Annotated in this window: 14 protein-coding genes; 8 read left to right on the top strand and 6 right to left on the bottom strand. The window is 67.5% G+C overall.

What is annotated here, in order from left to right:
• The first annotated feature begins 36 nt into the window (after positions 1-36).
• The 3 genes from AC5Y5V_RS12180 (at position 37) to AC5Y5V_RS12170 (ending at position 2051) form a co-directional block, all read left to right on the top strand.
• The gene (locus tag AC5Y5V_RS12180) at positions 37-594 is read left to right on the top strand and encodes a DUF3558 domain-containing protein (RefSeq protein WP_499934942.1); all 558 of its coding nucleotides are present in this window, start codon (positions 37-39) and stop codon (positions 592-594) included.
• On the top strand, positions 591-1148 hold the full coding sequence (locus tag AC5Y5V_RS12175) for a DUF3558 domain-containing protein (RefSeq protein WP_499934940.1): 558 nt from the start codon (positions 591-593) through the stop codon (positions 1146-1148). The genes AC5Y5V_RS12180 and AC5Y5V_RS12175 overlap by 4 nt, the downstream gene beginning before the upstream one ends.
• Before the next feature lie 213 nt (positions 1149-1361).
• The gene (locus AC5Y5V_RS12170) at positions 1362-2051 is read left to right on the top strand and encodes a hypothetical protein (RefSeq protein WP_499934938.1); all 690 of its coding nucleotides are present in this window, start codon (positions 1362-1364) and stop codon (positions 2049-2051) included.
• Positions 2052-2062: 11 nt separating this feature from the next.
• Here the strand turns inward: AC5Y5V_RS12170 and AC5Y5V_RS12165 are convergent, their stop codons facing one another.
• Positions 2063-2569 carry a SixA phosphatase family protein gene (locus tag AC5Y5V_RS12165; protein ID WP_499934936.1) on the bottom strand — a complete coding sequence of 169 codons (507 nt, stop codon included), beginning with the start codon at positions 2567-2569 and terminating at the stop codon, positions 2063-2065.
• A gap of 34 nt (positions 2570-2603) precedes the next feature.
• A complete protein-coding gene (locus AC5Y5V_RS12160) occupies positions 2604-3980 on the bottom strand; it encodes an HNH endonuclease signature motif containing protein (protein WP_499934933.1) in 1377 nt (458 codons plus the stop codon).
• A 191-nt stretch (positions 3981-4171) separates the two neighbouring features.
• Between AC5Y5V_RS12160 and AC5Y5V_RS12155 the strand changes: the two genes are divergently transcribed.
• From AC5Y5V_RS12155 to AC5Y5V_RS12140, 4 genes are read left to right on the top strand one after another with little or no spacing between them, the layout of a single operon-like run.
• The gene (locus tag AC5Y5V_RS12155; RefSeq protein ID WP_499934930.1) at positions 4172-5323 is read left to right on the top strand and encodes a metallophosphoesterase family protein; all 1152 of its coding nucleotides are present in this window, start codon (positions 4172-4174) and stop codon (positions 5321-5323) included.
• Positions 5320-7944, top strand: a complete 2625-nt coding sequence (locus tag AC5Y5V_RS12150; RefSeq protein ID WP_499934928.1) for an AAA family ATPase — start codon at positions 5320-5322, stop codon at positions 7942-7944. Before AC5Y5V_RS12155 ends, AC5Y5V_RS12150 begins: the two co-directional genes overlap by 4 nt.
• Positions 7945-7966: 22 nt before the next feature.
• A complete protein-coding gene (locus tag AC5Y5V_RS12145; RefSeq protein WP_499934925.1) occupies positions 7967-9556 on the top strand; it encodes a GMC family oxidoreductase in 1590 nt (529 codons plus the stop codon).
• A gap of 41 nt (positions 9557-9597) precedes the next feature.
• On the top strand, positions 9598-10857 hold the full coding sequence (locus AC5Y5V_RS12140; RefSeq protein ID WP_499934922.1) for an alpha/beta hydrolase: 1260 nt from the start codon (positions 9598-9600) through the stop codon (positions 10855-10857).
• Positions 10858-10879: 22 nt separating this feature from the next.
• Here the strand turns inward: AC5Y5V_RS12140 and AC5Y5V_RS12135 are convergent, their stop codons facing one another.
• Genes AC5Y5V_RS12135 through AC5Y5V_RS12120 form a run of 4 tightly spaced genes read right to left on the bottom strand, consistent with a single transcriptional unit; the run spans position 10880 to position 16302 of the window.
• The gene (locus AC5Y5V_RS12135; RefSeq protein WP_499934920.1) at positions 10880-12562 is read right to left on the bottom strand and encodes an ABC transporter family substrate-binding protein; all 1683 of its coding nucleotides are present in this window, start codon (positions 12560-12562) and stop codon (positions 10880-10882) included.
• On the bottom strand, positions 12546-14393 hold the full coding sequence (locus AC5Y5V_RS12130; protein ID WP_499934916.1) for a dipeptide ABC transporter ATP-binding protein: 1848 nt from the start codon (positions 14391-14393) through the stop codon (positions 12546-12548). Before AC5Y5V_RS12130 ends, AC5Y5V_RS12135 begins: the two co-directional genes overlap by 17 nt.
• The gene (locus AC5Y5V_RS12125; protein WP_499934914.1) at positions 14390-15328 is read right to left on the bottom strand and encodes an ABC transporter permease; all 939 of its coding nucleotides are present in this window, start codon (positions 15326-15328) and stop codon (positions 14390-14392) included. Before AC5Y5V_RS12125 ends, AC5Y5V_RS12130 begins: the two co-directional genes overlap by 4 nt.
• Positions 15325-16302: an ABC transporter permease gene (locus AC5Y5V_RS12120; protein WP_499934911.1), complete on the bottom strand. Its 978-nt coding sequence runs from the start codon at positions 16300-16302 to the stop codon at positions 15325-15327. The genes AC5Y5V_RS12125 and AC5Y5V_RS12120 overlap by 4 nt, the downstream gene beginning before the upstream one ends.
• A 167-nt stretch (positions 16303-16469) precedes the next feature.
• Between AC5Y5V_RS12120 and AC5Y5V_RS12115 the strand changes: the two genes are divergently transcribed.
• A complete protein-coding gene (locus tag AC5Y5V_RS12115; RefSeq protein WP_499934909.1) occupies positions 16470-16961 on the top strand; it encodes a beta-class carbonic anhydrase in 492 nt (163 codons plus the stop codon).
• Positions 16962-17002 lie beyond the last annotated feature (41 nt).

Genomic DNA, 17002 nt, shown 5'->3' with positions numbered 1-17002 from the left:
GTGTGACCTGCAGCAGACCCACCAGAAGAGGCAGCGGTGCGGCGTAACGTGACGGCACTGGCCGCGGCGGCGTCGGCCATGGCGATCCTGATCCCGACGATCGCGGGATGCTCCGGCGGCGACGACAACAAGTCGGGGGGTCCGTCGTCTGCGGGTCCGGGCGGATCCGAGGGTCATCACGGACCTTTCTTCCCGCTGTGCGGGGGCGTCACCGATCAGACGGTGATCGAGCAGACCAAGATCTCCGGGCTGGTCAACACCGCGAAGAATTCGGTGGGCTGCCAATGGCTGGCCGGCGGCGGGATCAGTGGCCCGCACTTTTCGTTTTCGTGGTACCGCGGCAGCCCGATCGGACGCGAACGCAAGACCGAGGAGCTGTCGCGCGCCAGCGTCGAGGACATCAATATCAACGGCCACGGCGGTTTCATCGCGGTGGGCAATGAGCCGAACCTCGGTGACTCGTTGTGCGAAGTCGGGATTCAGTTCCAGGACGACTTCATCGAATGGTCGATCAGTTTTAACCAAAAGCCCTTCCCGCCGCCGTGCGATATCGCCAAAGAACTGACCCGGCAGTCGATTGCGAACTCCAAATGACGGGCCGGGCCAGACGATGGGTTGTTGCCTGCATCGCGGTGTTGGTCACCGCGCTAGTCGTGCTGACGGGGTGTTCGCGGTCGGTGGCGGGTAACCCCGTCAAGGCCGGCGGGGCCGGCACCCCACGCAACAACAAGTCCGAACAGCAGTATCCGAACCTGCTGAAGGAATGCGAAGTGCTGGGCAACGACATCCTGGCCAAGACCGTGGGCGCCGATCCGCTGGACATCCAGAGCACCTTCGTCGGGGCGATCTGCCGGTGGCAGGCGGCCAATCCGGCCGGGCTGATCGACATCACCCGGTTCTGGTTCGAGCAGGGCAGCCTGAGCAACGAACGCAAGGTCGCCGAGGGCCTGAAATACAAGATCGAGACGCGGACCATCCAGGGCGTGAATTCGATCGTCATGCGCACCGACGACGCCAACGGCGCGTGCGGAGTGGCCAGCGACGCGGCCGGCGTGGTCGGGTGGTGGGTCAACCCGCAGGCCCCCGGCATCGACGCCTGTGGGCAGGCCCTCAAGCTCATGGAACTGACACTGGCCACCAACTCCTAGCGGTCGTAGTTTTCCAAGGGCGTCATTGCCGACGAATGCAATGGCGAATATTGCAGACGAAAACAATGGCGCTTAGCGCCAACCTATTTCGTATCCGAGTCGGCGTGTTTCTTCTTCATTGCCAATTCCGCATTGCCGCGCACCGAGCGCTTAGCAGTGCTACCGTTCCCGCCACACGACCCCTTACGTGGATTCTCTGGAAGGAGATCAGCAGTGTTGACAATTCGGGACCACAACGTCGAGGACTACGCGGCGTTACGCGATATGGACACCACCGACGTCGCCGTGTTGGACGAGGCCGACCGCGCCTGCCTCGACGAGCTGGGCCAGTACCTGGTCTCCACCGACGCCTGGGAGCGTTTCTCGATTTGGCTGCTGCACAAGCACTTCGAGCCGACGACGGGCGAGGTCTTCGTAGAAAGCCTCACCGCAGAGCCGCACGGAACCCAAACCACGCTCGTCGGGCGGACCGCGCACGGCCTGAACGCGACGTCGATGTGCTTCGAGTCGGTCGTGGACGGCGTGGGCGTTGTCGGCATGGAGTTCGCGGAACCCACCGACTTCGGTCCGACGGCGTCGCTGAACGCCGACGATGAGGCCGTGCTCGCCGGCATCGCCGACCGGCTGCACGCCGCGGGCAAGACCGAGCGGTTCGGTGTGCGACTGATCCGCAACCCGCTCGGCCTGTCGGACAGCGAGGTGCTGCTCGAGACCTGCGACGTTCCCGAGCGGACGCTGCGCTGCAGTGTCGCCGCACGCGACGAGGCTCGCGCCGCACACAACGTCGAGACCAGCTGGCAGTGGAAGCCGAACACCAGCGGCACCGGACCGTCGGTCATGCAGTACTGCGCGACCGTGTGTGTCACGGACGCCGATGGCCACCACTGGAATTCGCACGTCTAACTCGCAGGTATTCACCGCGGTACGTGGAAGCTGACGAGAGCGGCGCCGCCGGGGCCAACCTGGTCCCAGCGGCCCGCCACTCGTAGCACCGCGACCGCCGAGGTCGGAAATTTCGCCGAAATGCGTTCGACGGCACCGGGGTCGGTGCCGTCGGCGCCGGCCAGAATGATCGCGACCGACGACGTCGTCGGCTCGTGGCCCACGACGAGCAGCGTCTCGACGTCGTCCGCGACCCCGTTGATCTCCTCGATCACCGTGCCTGGAGCAGCGCCGTAGAGCCGCTCGACATAGCGCACCGGCGCGTCAATGCCCGTGCCGGCCAACGTCTCCCGTGCGCGCGTGGCCGTCGAGCACAGCACGCCGTCGATAGCCGGCACATTTTCACGCAGCCAGTTCCCGGCCAGTCCGGATTCCCGCACACCCCGCGACGCCAGCGGCCGGTCGTGGTCGGCGACGTCGTCCGGGTACGCCGATTTTGCGTGCCGCATCAACACGAGCGTGCGGTGCTGGTCAGTCATCGGACTCACGTTAGTGAGTACCGGCCCGGGATCGCTACGCCGCGTCGTCATCGCCGTCTCCGTCGTCCCTGAGTAGTCGTTCGGTGTGGTGGTAGGTGTTGGTTCGCGGTTGTCCACGGTCGTGTTCTGGTGGTGGGATCCATTCGGTTTGGCCGTTAGCGAGGCGGCGGGTCCGCCAACCTTGGTCGAGCAGTTGGTGGTGCGGTGTGCAGGCGAGGGTGAGTTTGTCGGCATCGGTGGCGCCGCCAATGGCCCAGGGTGTGATGTGGTGAACTTCGGCCCAGTAGCCGGGGGCGTCGCAGCCGGGGTGGGTGCAGCCGCGGTATTGAGCGTGCAGGAGCAGGCGTTGGTCGGCGGTGGCGATGCGCCGAGCGCGGCCGAGGTAGAGGGGGCGCTGGGTGTGATCGTCGAAGATTGCGAGGTAGTGGTAGGCGTTGGAGGCCATGCGGATCAGGTCGGCCATCGGTAGCAGGGTGCCACCTCCGGTGACGGCGCGCCCGGCTCCGTCGCGCAGTTCCTGCAGGGTGGTGGAGACGACGACGGTGACGGGCAGGCCGTTGTGCCGGCCAAGGGCGGGGTCGCCCAATTGGCGGCGGGCCAGGGCATTCAGGGCGTCGTGGTTACGCTGGCCAGGGCTGCGGGAGTCGCGTTGAGCGGCGTCCTCGTCGGGCTGATCAGTCGGGCAGGATTGGTCGTCAGCGGGGTTGCACATGCCTGGTGCGGCGAATTTGGCGAACCAGGCCTCGAGGTGGGCGCGTAGTTCGGGGGTGGCAATCAGCCTGGCTTCGCTCATGCCGTCAGCGCGTTGGGGTTTGAAGGTGAAGCCGCGCTGCCGGGCGCGGTCCGTGTCGGAGAACTTGCCGTCGGGGTTGATCAGCAGCGCGGTGCGGTCGGCGGCCTTGCGCAGCTGGTCGGGGCGCAGCTCGGCGGCCTTTTGGGCCAGCATCCCTTCAGCACCCTCGACGACGTCGGGCGGGATGTCGCGGGGCAGGTCGCGCAGGAAGGTCTGCAGTACCCGCAGGTGTTCGGCATCCAACAAGCCCTCGCGCCACGCCGCTGCTGTAGCGGGCAGCTCGGGCGGCAATTGCTCCCCGGTCAAGGTGAGCCGCGGGGACAGTTGGGCGGCGTCGCGGATGCGGCTGCGCGCTTCGCTGTAGCTGATGCGTAGCCAATCGGCGATCACCTGGTAGGGCAGGCCGCCGACGTCGGCGGCGTCCTCGCCGGCAAGCCCGCCGATCACATCGTGGCTGAGGGCGATCTGGCGGCGTCGGGAGGTTTCCATCCGCTGCAACACCTGCAGGCGCACGGCGGGAGCGCACGCCTGCAAGTTCAGCATGTCCACGGCCGCCACGGCCGACTCGAGTGCGTCGAGTGCGGACGTCACCTCCGGCGGAAGTTCAATCGAAAGCATGTTCGAATTCTAGGTCTGGGTCCCGCCGCCGGCCAGCACACCACCACCAGCTGTGGATGAAACCTCAACTGTGGACAAACCTCGCCTACAAGGGCCTCATGGCGAACCTGCCGAACGACGTCCCGCGACTTGTCGGCACCCGGTCCTAAACTTCGCCTTGCCTTGATCACCACGCATTTAGGAGGGACGGGATGCGATTCCTGCACACTGCCGACTGGCAGCTGGGCATGACGCGGCACTTCCTCGCCGGCGACGCCCAGCCGCGGTATTCGGCCGCCCGACGCGACGCGGTGTCCGGGTTGGGCGCGCTGGCGGCCGAGGTGGGCGCCGAGTTCGTCGTCGTGTCTGGTGACGTCTTCGAACACAATCAGCTCGCCCCCCAGGTGATCGGCCAGTCCCTGGAAGCCATGCGCGCCATCGGAATTCCCGTGTATCTGTTGCCCGGTAACCATGACCCACTGGACGCGTCGTCGGTATATACGGGCGCGCTGTTCAAAGCGGAGTGTCCGGAAAACGTCGTGGTGCTGGATCGCGCCGGCGTCCATCAGGTCCGGCCCGGGCTGGAGATCGTCGCCGCGCCGTGGCGGTCCAAGGCGCCGACCACCGACCTCGCTGCAGACGTGCTCACGGGCCTGCCGGCGGATCCGGCAACCCGGCTTCTGGTGGCGCACGGCGGCGTCGACGCGCTCGACCCCGATCGCGAAAAGCCCTCGCTGATCCGGCTCGCCGCGGTCGAGGCCGCATTGGCGCGCGGCGCGATTCACTATGTGGCCCTGGGCGATAAGCATTCGCGTACCCAGGTCGGCGACAGCGGCCGGGTGTGGTATTCCGGCTCACCGGAAGTCACGAACTTCGACGACATCGAATCCGATCCCGGTCACGTCCTGGTCGTCGATATCGATGAAACCGACCCGGGACGGCCCGCCACGGTGACGGCCCGGCACGTGGGGCGCTGGCGATTCGTCACATTGCACAGCCATCTCGACACCAATCGCGACATCGCCGACCTGGACATGAATCTGGACCAGATGGGCGAAAAGGACCGCACCGTGGTGCGCCTGGCATTGACAGGCTCGCTGACCGTCACCGACCGTGCCGCGCTGGACACCTGCCTCGACAAATACGCGAGATTGTTTGCCTGGCTGGGTCTTTGGGAGCGCCACACCGACCTTGCGGTAATACCCGCCGACGGCGAGTTCACCGACCTCGGCATCGGCGGGTTTGCCGCCGCGGCCGTCGACGAACTGGTCGCGACGGCGCGCGCCGACGATGCAGAGTCCGCCGCCGTCGCGCAGGCGGCGCTGGGTCTACTACTACGGCTCACGGATCGGGGGGCCGCGTGAAACTGCACCGGCTGGTCCTGAAGAACTACCGGGGCATCGCGCATCGTGAGATCGAGTTCCCCGAGCACGGCGTCGTCGTGGTGTGCGGCGCCAACGAGATCGGCAAGTCGTCGATGATCGAGGCGCTGGACCTGCTGCTCGAATCCCGAGACCGTTCGACCAAGAAGGAAGTCAAACAGGTCAAACCCACCAACGCCGACGTCGGCTCCGAGGTCACCGCCGAGATCAGCAGCGGCCCCTACCGTTTCATCTATCGCAAACGGTTTCACAAGAAGTGCGAGACCGAGTTGACCATGCTGGCACCCCGCCGCGAGCAGCTGACCGGCGACGAAGCCCACGAGCGGGTCCGCACCATGCTTGCCGAGACCGTCGACACCGATCTGTGGCGTGCCCAACGGGTGCTGCAGACCGGGTCGACGGCGGCGGTAAACCTGTCTGGCTGCGAAGCGCTTTCCCGTGCGCTCGATATCGCCGCCGAGCATTCGGCCGGTGATGCCGCATTGTCCGGCGCGGAGCCGTTGCTGATCGAGCGGATCGACGCCGAGTATGCGCGCTACTTCACCCCGACCGGGCGCCCCACCGGCGAGTGGGCCGCCGCGATCGCCCGGCTGGCCGACGCCGAAACCGCGGTGACGGGGTGCGCGGTCGCGGTCGCCGAGGTCGACGACCGGGTGCGTCGCCACGCCATTCTCACCGAACAGGTGGCCGAGCTGTCCCAGCAGCGGCTTGCGGTCGGGCCGCGGCTGGCCGCGGCGAAGGCCGCTTCGGACAAGATCGCCGAGCTGACCACGCAGGCCCATGAGGCCAAACTCGTCGCCGCCGCCGCGGAGGCTACCAGCGTCGCAGCGACGGCCGCGCACACCGGCCGCACGCGGCTGCTCACCGAAATCGTCACTCGCGTAACGGCTGCCGCGCAGACAGAGGAGGAAGCGAAGGCGGCCGACCAGGCGTTGGCTGTCGTCAAAGCCGAGGCGCAAGCCGCAGATGACGAGGTCGAGGCGGCCGTGCGGGCTGCGGAGGCCGTCCAGGCGCGCGCCGACTCGGCCCGGTGCGCCCTCGAACAGATTGCGGCACGCGCGGAGGCGCACCGGCTCGGCGCTCGCCTTGCGCGGATTGACGACGTCCGGCGCGACTGCGAAAGCCTCGCCGCAGAGTTGTCGACGATCGCCATCACCGAGGAGTTGCTGCGGCGAATCGAAGATGCCGCCGCCGCGGTCGATCGCACCGGTGGCCAGCTGGCACTGATCTCGGCGGCGGTGCAGTTCACGGCCAACGCGGACATCGAACTGGTCGTCGGCGACCAACGGGTATCGCTGGCGGCAGGCGAAAGCTGGACGGTCACGGCGACCGGTCCCACCGAGGTCGCGGTGCCCGGTGTTGTGACCACACACATCACCCCGGGCGCCACCGCGCTGGATGTCCAGGCCAAACACGCAGCGGCGCAACAGGAGCTGACGGCGGCGCTGACGGCCGCCGGCGCCGCCGACCTCCACGAGGCGCGGTCCGCTAACCAGCGCCGTCGCGAACTGCGCAGCAGCCACGACCAACTGGCCGCGACTCTGGCGGGCCTGTGCGGCGACGACCGGATCGACGACCTCCGCGCGCGGCTGGCCGAATTGCGCGCCGACCACGACGCTGCCGCCCAGACGCTCGACGCGGCCGCGGCCCGCGCCGAGCTCGACGCGGCCGAGGCCGCACGCAAAGACGCGAACGCCGACTGCGAGGCGAAACGCCGGGCCGCCACGGCCGCTGGCCGAAAGCTCGCCGAGACATCCACGCGGGCAACGATTTTGCGGGACAAGATAGCCACCCAACGCGCCGAGCTCGATGCCGCTAAAGCCCGATTGGCCCAGGAACGGACGGCGGTCGACGACGAGGGCCTCGCGTCGGCGGCGGATGCTGCGGAAAAGGCGGCGCATGCCGCGGCGCTCAGGGTCGCCGAGCTCAATACGCAGCTGGCCGCCGCCGCACCGGATGCAGTAGCGGCCGAGCTGGCCGACGCGACCGCGGCCGCCGAGTCGCTGCACGACCTGTACGAAGAAGCCGCCAAGGCGCTGCGCGAGGTCACCATCGAGCTCACGGTGTTCGGCGGCGAGGGCCGGCAAGGCAAGCTCGACGCCGCCCAGTCGGAGCGGGAGCACGCCGCCCGCCAGCACTCCAGCATCGGCGGCAGGGCCCGGGCCGCGCAGCTGCTGCGGTCGGTGATGGCGCGCCACCGCGACACCACCCGCCTGCGCTACGTGGAGCCCTACCGCGACGAGCTGCAGCGCCTGGGCCGTCCGGTGTTTGGGCCGACGTTCGAGGTCGACGTCGACAGCGACCTGTGCATCCGCAGCCGCACCCTGGAGGGCCGCACGGTGCCCTTCGAATCGCTGTCGGGCGGCGCGAAGGAGCAACTCGGCATCCTGGCCCGGCTGGCGGGCTCGACGCTGGTCGCCAAGGAGGACAGCGTGCCGGTGGTGATCGACGACGCGCTGGGATTCACCGACCCCGACCGTCTGGCCAGGATGGGAAAGGTGTTCGATACCGTGGCAACTCACGGACAGGTGATCGTGTTGACGTGCAGTCCCGACCGGTACGACGGCGTCGAGGGAGCCCATCGCATCGATCTCGACGTGTAGCACGCGGAAGCGGGGATGTGCGATGGACATTCAGTGCGACTACATCGTGGTCGGTACGGGTTCGGCCGGCGCGGTCGTGGCCAACCGGTTGAGCGCCGACCCGTGCACCAAGGTGGTGGCGCTGGAGGCGGGACCACGCGACAAGAACAGATTCATCGGCATCCCGGCAGCCTTCTCCAAGCTGTTCCGCAGCGAGGTCGACTGGGACTACCTGACCGAGCCACAACCCGGACTCGCCGGTCGCCGGATCTATTGGCCCCGAGGCAAGATGCTCGGCGGCTCGTCGTCGATGAACGCGATGATGTGGGTGCGCGGATTCGCCGCCGACTACGACGAGTGGGCCGCTCAGGCCGGCCCGCAGTGGTCATCAGACGAAGCGTTGCGCTACTACCGCCGCATCGAGAACGCCACCGCCGCCACGGATTCGGTCAACCCTGACCACAGCGGGCTCACCGGCCCGCTGCACATTTCACGCCAGCGCAGCCCGCGAGCCGCGACCGCGGCGTGGCTGACGGCGGTGCAGCAGTGCGGATTCCCCATGGTGCAGCCGAATTCACCCGCGCCGGAAGGCTTCTGCGAGACCGTCGTCACCCAGCGCCGCGGTGCCCGGTTCAGCACTGCCAAGGCCTATCTCAAACCCGCGATGGGTCGCGAGAACCTGACCGTCGTCACGAATGCCACCGCGACCCGGGTCGTCATCGACGGCAACCGTGCCACCGGCGTCGAATACCATCACAATGGCCACACGACCGTCGCCCACGCCCGCAAAGAGATCATCCTGTGCGGCGGCGCCGTCAACAGTCCTCAGCTGCTGATGCTGTCCGGCATCGGCAACCGCGAGCACCTCGCCGAGCACGGCATCGACACCGTCCACCACGCACCCGGAGTGGGCCAGAACCTGATCGACCACCTCGTCACGGTCGTGGGCTTCAACGTCGACGGCGACAGTCTGGCCGGAGCGGAACGACCGAAAGAGCTGGTCAACTACCTGCTGCGGCATCGCGGCATGCTGACCTCTAACGTCGGCGAAGCGTACGGTTTCGTGCGCAGCCGCCCCGGCCTTGAGCTGCCCGATATCGAGCTGATCTTCGCCCCGGCGCCGTTCTACGACGAGGCGCTGTTGACCGAGGAGCCCGGCCACGGAGTCGTCTTCGGGCCCATCCTGGTGGCGCCGGAAAGCCGCGGCCAGATCACCTTGCGGTCCGCCGATCCGCACGACAAACCGGTCATCGAACCGCGCTACCTGTCCGACCCCGCCGACCTGGACCGCGCCGCGATGATGGAGGGCCTGCGAATGTGCGCCCGCATCGCCGCGGCTCCCGCCCTCAAAGGCCTGCTCGGCTCGATCGCGCGGCCACGCAATTGCACCGAGCTCGACGAGGAAACCCTGGAAAAGGCGTTGGCCACTTGCTCGCACACGCTGTACCACCCGTTGGGCACGTGCCGGATGGGCAGCGACGAAGGCAGCGTCGTGGATCCGCAACTGCGCGTCCGCGGCGTCACGGGGCTGCGGGTCGCCGACGCATCGGTGATGCCCAGCACCGTGCGTGGTCACACCCACGCACCTTCGGTCCTGATCGGGGAGAAGGCGGCGGACCTCATTCGTGGCTGATTTTCGGCAGAATGGGCAAGTGACCGAGCGATGACCCACCAATGACCATGAACGCCAAGCGGCGCCGCGTCCAGGACAAACTGGCGGGGCAGCCGGGCGTGCGTCCGGTGCGCCGGCCGGTGTCGCCGGGCAGCGCGGAGCACTTCGACCTGTATTACGTGCGGACCGGCCGAAAGTCGGCGCACCCGTTGGTGATCCTCACCGGAGGTCCGGGAGTGGCGGCCATGCGGCTCTACAAGGGCCTGCGCCGGCGGTTCGCGGCCGCCGGCCTGGACGTCATCATGATCGAGCACCGGGGCGTAGGCATGTCCCGCCATGACGACGCCGGCGCCGACCTGCCGCCCGAGGCGCTGACCGTCGATCAGGTGGTCGATGACGTCGCGACGGTGCTCGACGACGCGCACGTCGAGTCGGCCGTCATCTACGGCACGTCGTACGGCACTTATATCGCTGCGGGACTGGGCGTCCGCCACCCCGGGAGGGTGCGCGCGATGATCCTCGATTCGCCGCTGCTGTCCCGCGACGACATCGACGACGTGCGCGACGCCATCCGTCGGCTGCTGCTCAAGGGCGACAACCCCGAAACCGCCGCCCTGGCTGCCAAGGTGCGGCGGCTGGTCGACGCAGGGGTGATGACTCACTCAGGCGGTCAGGCGTGCGTCCGGTGCTACGGCTACGGCGGAACCGAGCTGTTGGACCGCCAACTCGATCTGCTGCTCGACGGACGAACGTTGCTGTGGCGCAGCATGCTTCGGGTCGGGGGGCTGCTCACCCGGACTGCGCCGTTTCGCTTCGAGGCGGATCTGGTGGACCGCATCGCGTTCCGCGAACTGGACTACGCTCCCCAGCCTGACGGGCTGCCGCTCGACCCTGCCGCCGCACTGCGTGAAGTAATGCCGGTGACAGCCGATTTCGAGGCGGAGCCGTACGACCTCGTGGCCGAGATGCCGAAGTTCCATTGGCCCACGGTGGTGATCTCGGGCGCTCGCGATCTCATCACTCCGCCGGCGGTCGCCGAGCGCATCGCGTCGCTGGTGCCCGGCGCGGTGCTAGTGCGGATGGCGACCATGGGCCACGGCGCCCTGGACTTCCGGGAGGCCGCCGCGCTGGCCATCATCGGCGCGGTCTGCCGAGGTGAGGCCGACGGGCTGGCCGAGCGGGCGCCTGCGCTGGACGAGTTGCCGGCCCGCCCGGCGATGCGGCTGCTCTGGAAGGCGATCGGCGTGGCCGCCACCGCCGAGCGTGCGCTGCCACGACCCCGCCGAGCAGACGTAAAAGCCCCCGAATCCCGCGTGAATTAGGGACTTTTGCGACTGCTCGCAGCTACGGGATGAATCCGATGGCGGTCCAGTCCACGTCCGCCAGCCCGAACGCGCCGAAGTTGGCCAAGTTGCTGCGCACTGCCCGGTCGCCGGGGGACTGGAACAGCGGCAGGTTGAAGCCGATCTGCCACAGCATCATGTCGACCTCGTTGGCCAGGGCGCGCGCTTTGTCCGGATCCAGTTCGGACAGGGTCTGATCGATCTTGTCGTCGATCGCGGGGCTGCCGATCTTGCCGAAGTTGCTGTCGCCACCCTTCAACGCATAGATCTGCGGGAGCGCAGACAGTGGGAAACCCCCACCGACCCAGCTGAATTGGGTGACGTCGAAGTCGCCGGTGCTCACGTACTGGCTGAAGAATCCACTGCCCGACTTGGGATCGAGTTGCAGCTTGACACCGATCTGCGCCAGATTCTGCTGGGCAACCAGGGCGATCTGCCGGTTCGACTGGGCGTCGAAGAAGACGTCGCGCACCACCAGCTGTTTGCCGTCCTTTTCCCGCACGGCTCCGTTGAGCTTCCAGCCCAGCGCGTCCAGGTCCCTGCGTGCCTGATCGGGGTTGTAATCGGCTGGCGCGCTGTTGTTTTGGTAACCGGTCTGGCCGACCATGTACACACGGTTGTTCAGCGGCGTCGGGTTGGCGGTCAGGCCGTGTTCGACGACGTCAACGATGGCCTTGCGGTTGATGCCCTTGCAGATCGCCAGCCGCAGCCGGGGGTCCGAGAGGATGGATCCCGGCGCGCCGTTGAAGGTGAAGTGGGACCAGGTGGGTGCGGAGGCGTGCCGGATCACGATGCCGCGCGTGCGCTGGGCGGTGACCATCGCGTCGAGCGTGCCGACGCCGGCGGCATCGATGTCGTGGTTCTGCAGGGCCGGTATCGCGGCCGCGGGGTCGAGGAACAGGTATGTGATGGAATCCAGTCTCGGCTTGCGGCCCCACCAGCGGGGGTTGCGGGTCAGCACGATGCGCTGCGCCGGCCGGTCGATCTTGGACACGATGAACGGCCCGGCCGACGGGCCGGGGGCCTCGAGCTGTCCGTTGTTGAAGACTTCCGGGTCCGCCGTCATGCTGCGGGGCTGTATGCCGCCGGCGAACATGCCCTGCCATTCGGCGTACGGCTGCGCGAACGTGACGATCGCCTGGCGCTCATCGACACCCCGGGTCACCGACTCCACGCGATCGAAACCGGCATGGCTGGCGATCAGGAACCGCTTGTCTCGGCCGCTGAGCGCGTTGACCTCCGACTTGAGGTCCTCCCAGGTGAAGGGCGTGCCGTCGTTCCAGGTCGCCTTCGGGTTGATGGTGTAGGTGACGACCTGCGGATTGGTGCCGGTTAGCTCGGCGCCGGTGAAGTAGTCGGTGTTGAGCTTCAACGTGCCGTCGGCCTGGGCGATGAACGCCCCGGGCAGGGTCGGCGAGACGATGTCCCCGGTGTCGGCCGTGTTGCCGTCGATGTTCATTTCGTTGAAGTTGTCCGGGAACAGCGTCAGCGCGAGCCGTAGGTTGCCGCCGTCGCGCAGCGTCGCCGGGTCCCGCGGGTTGATGTCGCTGGTGCTGCCGACCCGCGCCGCGTGGGCCTCCGGGAGGTCCTGATAGCCGCTCGAGCAACCGCTGACGACCAGGACGACCGCCAGTACCGGGGCAAGGATTCGCGCCACCCGCACGATGTTAACCGCCGGCGACATCGGGGTGGGCCCGCGGAACGGCGGCCAGCAGCCGCCGGGTGTACTCGTGCCGCGGGTTGACGAACACCTCATCACCGTCGCCCTGCTCCACGATCGCCCCCCGGTACATCACCGCCACTCGGTGCGCCAGGTGCTTGACCACCGAAAGGTCGTGCGAGACAAACAGATAGGAGAGCCCGAACTGTGCCTGCAGGTCCAGCAGCAGGTTGATGATGCCCGCCTGGATGGACACGTCGAGCGCCGACACCGGCTCGTCGAGCGCAAGGATCTTCGGCTGCAACGCCAGCGCCCGCGCGATGCCGATGCGCTGCTTCTGCCCGCCGGAGAACTCGGCGGGATAGCGGCTGGCGTCCCTGCGGTCCAGGCCGACGATCGTGAGCAACTCGGCCACCCGCTGCTCACAGTGCGGTCGGTCAAACCCGTTGGCCACCAACGGTTCGGCGATCACGTCGAAAACCGGGAGGCGCGGATCCAACGAGGCCACCGGGTCCTGAAACACCACCTGCACCTCGGTCCGCAGGGTACGGCGCGCGGCCTGGTCGAGCGCCGCGACGTCGCTGCCGAGTATCTCGATGGAACCCGCCTGGGGCGCGGTCAGCTCGAGGATCTGGGTGAGCGTCGTGGATTTGCCGCAGCCGGATTCGCCGACGAGGCCCAGTGTTCGGCCCTGCTCCAGGGTGAAGCTGACGCCGTCGACCGCCCGCACCTCGCCGACCCGCCTGCGAAACACCACGCCCTTGGTGAGGGGGTACGACTTGGCCAGGTCGGTCACCCGCAGCACGAGCGGCGGCTCGCCGGCCTCCGCAGCGGCCATCGGTTGCGTTGAGACGCCGAAGATTTCGGCCGCACTGCGCCCCGCAACGTCGTCGGTGCGGATGCACGCCGCCCGGTGCCCTTCCCCGACGGTCACGAGTTCTGGCTCCGCCGAGGTACATTCGTCGATCGCCAGCGGACAGCGGGGGGCGAACGGGCACGCGCCGGGTGTCAGCGACGACATGGTCGGCGGTGCGCCCGGGATCGGGATCAGCCGGGTGCCCTGCGGGGCGTCCAGCCGCGGCACCGAGCCCAGCAGCCCTACCGTGTAGGGCATCCGCCGGTCGCGGTAGAGGTCGTCGACGGTGGCGGTCTCGACGCCCCGCCCCGCGTACATGACCATGGCGCGATCGGCGAATTCCGATACCACGCCCAGGTCGTGGGTGATGATCAGCACGCCTGCGCCGGTCACATCGCGTGCGGTTCTGAGCAGGTCGAGGATCTGGGCCTGCACGGTGACATCCAGTGCGGTGGTGGGTTCGTCGCAGATCAGCAGGTCGGGATCGTTGGCGATGGCGATGGCGATCACCACCCGCTGGCGTTCCCCGCCGGAAAGCTCGTGCGGGAATGCTTTCACGCGGCTTTCCGGCTGCGCGATGCCGACCAGTTCGAGCAGCTCGACGGCGCGCCTGCGGGCGTCGCCGCGGCTGATGCCACGGTTGTGGATCTCGATGGCTTCGGCGATCTGATCGCCCACGGTGTAGACGGGCGTCAACGCCGACATCGGGTCCTGAAATATGGTGCCGATCTTCCTGCCGCGGATCCGCGACATCGACCGGTCGTCCAACCCGAGCAGTTCCTCGCCGTGCAGGCGGACGGATCCCGAGACATTCGCATACTCGGGCAGCAGCCCGATGACGGCCATCGCGGCGGTGCTCTTGCCCGAACCGGACTCACCGACGATGGCCAGGACCTCGCCCGGGTCGATGTGGTAAGTCGTGCCACGCACCGCGGAGACGGCGGCGTCGGCGGTTTCGAACGTGACGCACAGGTCCGTCACCTCGAGCAGCGTGGTCACTTCGGCCGCCGGTTCCTGCGCCGCGGTGGCCTGGTGCGGGGATCGAACGCGTCCCGCAGGCCATCGCCGGCGAAATTGGCGCACAGCACAATTGACACCAGCGTGCCGGCCGGAAACAGGAAGACCCACGGGAAGGTGGTGGTCGAAGGAATGGCGTCAGCGATCAGCGACCCCAGTGACACGTCGGGTGGCTGAACGCCGAATCCCAAGAAGCTCAGGCCGGTTTCGGCCAGGATCGCGGAACCGACGTTGAGTGTGGCGTCGATGATCAGAATCGAGGCGACGTTCGGCACGATGTGACTCACGATGATCCGGCGGCTGGGCACGCCCATGTACCTTGCCGCGCGGATGAATTCGCGCTCCCGCAGGCTCATGGTCAAGCCGCGGACCATCCGCGAGCTGACCATCCAGCCGAACGCCGCGAGCAACGCGATGAGCCAGAGGATGTTGCTCGAACCCTTGGTGCGCGCACTGACGATGGCTATCAGCAGGAAGCCCGGGATGACCAGCAGCAGGTCCACCAGCCACATCAGTGTCGTGTCGCGCCAGCCACCGAAGTAACCGGCGATCGCACCGACGGTGGCGGCGATCGTCGTCGAAATCAGGGCCACGCAGAATCCGATCAGCATCGACTTCTGCATACCGCGCAGGATGCGGGCCAGCAGGTCCTGGCCCAGCGCATTGGTGCCGAACCAGTGCTTGAGCGACGGTGGCTGCAGCAGCGCGTCGTAGTCGAGGTGGTTGTAGTCGTAGGGGAGCAGTGCGGGTAGCGCGTAGCAGCCGATGAACGCCGCCGCCAGCAGGACCAGCCCCACCACCGCGGGCTTGTTGCGAAGGAATCGGCGCACCAAGAGGTTTCGGCGCGTTGTGAAGGCGGCCGGGTGGATGCCCGAGCGCGTTTCGGTGGCTTCTGGGCCGGCCTTCGGCGTCGTCATGACACCCGCACCCGTGGATCCAGCAGTGCGTAAAAGACGTCGGACAGTAGTCCGGCGCTCAGAACGGCCACGCCGGAAAAGAGAGTGATCGCCATGACGACGTTGGTGTCCTGGGTCAGGACGCCCTGCACGAACCATTCGCCCATGCCGTGCCAGCCGAAGATCTTCTCGACGAACACCGCGCCCGTGACCAGGCCGCTGATCCCGTACGCGAACAAGGTGGCCAGCGGAATCAGCGCGGTGCGCAAGCCGTGCTTGAACAGTGCACGGCGGCGGGTCAGGCCCTTGGCGCGCGCGGTCCGGATGAAATCCTCACCGAGCACGTCCAGCATCGCGTTGCGTTGATACCGACTGAAGCCCGCGATCGAACCCATTGCCAGCGTCAGCGTCGGCAGCACGAGGTGCTGCAGGCGGTCGACAAGTTGGTCCCACAGTCCGCCCGGCGGAATCGGCGAGGTCTCGCCGGTGTACAGGAAGATCCGGACGCCGGCGAAGTTGTTCACCCGCAGTCCGGCCAGGATGAGCAGGCCGCCCATCACGAACGTCGGGATGCTGAGGGTGATCAGCGACAACACGGTGATCACGCGGTCGCTCAGCCGGTACTGCCGAATGGCTCCCCAGGCCCCCACGACGATGCCGATGATCGTGCCCAGCACCGAGCCGATCACGACGAGCCGCAGGCTGATGCCGATCCGGTGCCACAATTCCCCGGAGACGGGATGGTTGGTCACGGTCGTGCCGAAGTCGCCTTGGGCCACCCCGGCAATCCATTGCCCGTACCGGATGGGGATGGGCTTGTCGAGGCCAAGCTGCGCCGCTTTGCGGTCCACGAGTTCCTTGGGCGGTGGCGGGTGGCGCTGCGTGTAGGTGTCCAGCGGCTTGAAGAACACCGAGGCCAGAAAGAAGGCCAGGAACGACGCCAGCACCAGCAGCACGATGTAGTTCAGCAGCCGGCGCAGCAGGAAGCGGATCATGCCTGATCGCTCCGCGTGCGTCGCATTGGGACAGGGTATGAGATGCGGCGTCCGTCAGCGAGCAGGCCGTTCCGATCCGGTTGATCGGGACCCGTGTAATACGGGTGCCCGGTTGTTAAAATCCACCCCGGCATCGACGTATGTAGCAAATCGCTGAGGAGGCTTGCGTGACGGTTACCGAGGACTACCTGGCCAACAACACCGAGTACGCGAGCAACTTCAGCGGGCCGCTGCCGTTGCCGCCGAGCAAACACATCGCGGTGCTGGCCTGCATGGACGCCCGCATCGACGTCTACCGCGTACTCGGCATCAACGAAGGGGAGTCCCACGTCATCCGCAATGCCGGCGGCGTGGCCACCGACGACGCCATCCGCTCGCTGGCGATCAGCCAGCGCCTGCTGGGGACCAAAGAGATCATCCTGATCCACCACACCGACTGCGGGATGTTGACGTTCACCGACGACGATTTCAAGCGCGACATCCAGGCGGAGACCGGCGTCAAGCCGCCGTGGGCGGCCGAGGCCTTCCCTGACGTCGAGGAGGACGTCAGGCAGTCGCTGCGCCGCATCGAGAACAGCCCGTTCGTCACCAAGCACGTGTCGCTGCGCGGGTTCGTCTTCGACGTCGCTACCGGCAAGCTCAACGAGGTCAAGCTCTAGCGCCGCCGAGCACACGTAGAAGCCCCCGCACGCCCGGCGTG

Source organism: Mycobacterium sp. NGS68 (assembly GCF_059812195.1).
Note: the sequence above shows the minus strand (reverse complement) of the source record. Positions and strands in the feature narration are given on the sequence as shown.

What these genes read in the sequence shown, in the direction of transcription:
- AC5Y5V_RS12175 (WP_499934940.1), top strand. Translation starts at nt 591, where the DNA reads ATGACGGGCCGGGCCAGACGATGGGTTGTTGCCTGCATCGCGGTGTTG.
- AC5Y5V_RS12165 (WP_499934936.1), bottom strand. Translation starts at nt 2,569, where the DNA reads ATGACTGACCAGCACCGCACGCTCGTGTTGATGCGGCACGCAAAATCG.
- AC5Y5V_RS12160 (WP_499934933.1), bottom strand. Translation starts at nt 3,980, where the DNA reads ATGCTTTCGATTGAACTTCCGCCGGAGGTGACGTCCGCACTCGACGCA.
- AC5Y5V_RS12155 (WP_499934930.1), top strand. Translation starts at nt 4,172, where the DNA reads ATGCGATTCCTGCACACTGCCGACTGGCAGCTGGGCATGACGCGGCAC.
- AC5Y5V_RS12145 (WP_499934925.1), top strand. Translation starts at nt 7,967, where the DNA reads ATGGACATTCAGTGCGACTACATCGTGGTCGGTACGGGTTCGGCCGGC.
- AC5Y5V_RS12140 (WP_499934922.1), top strand. Translation starts at nt 9,598, where the DNA reads ATGACCATGAACGCCAAGCGGCGCCGCGTCCAGGACAAACTGGCGGGG.
- AC5Y5V_RS12135 (WP_499934920.1), bottom strand. Translation starts at nt 12,562, where the DNA reads ATGTCGCCGGCGGTTAACATCGTGCGGGTGGCGCGAATCCTTGCCCCG.
- AC5Y5V_RS12125 (WP_499934914.1), bottom strand. Translation starts at nt 15,328, where the DNA reads ATGACGACGCCGAAGGCCGGCCCAGAAGCCACCGAAACGCGCTCGGGC.
- AC5Y5V_RS12120 (WP_499934911.1), bottom strand. Translation starts at nt 16,302, where the DNA reads ATGATCCGCTTCCTGCTGCGCCGGCTGCTGAACTACATCGTGCTGCTG.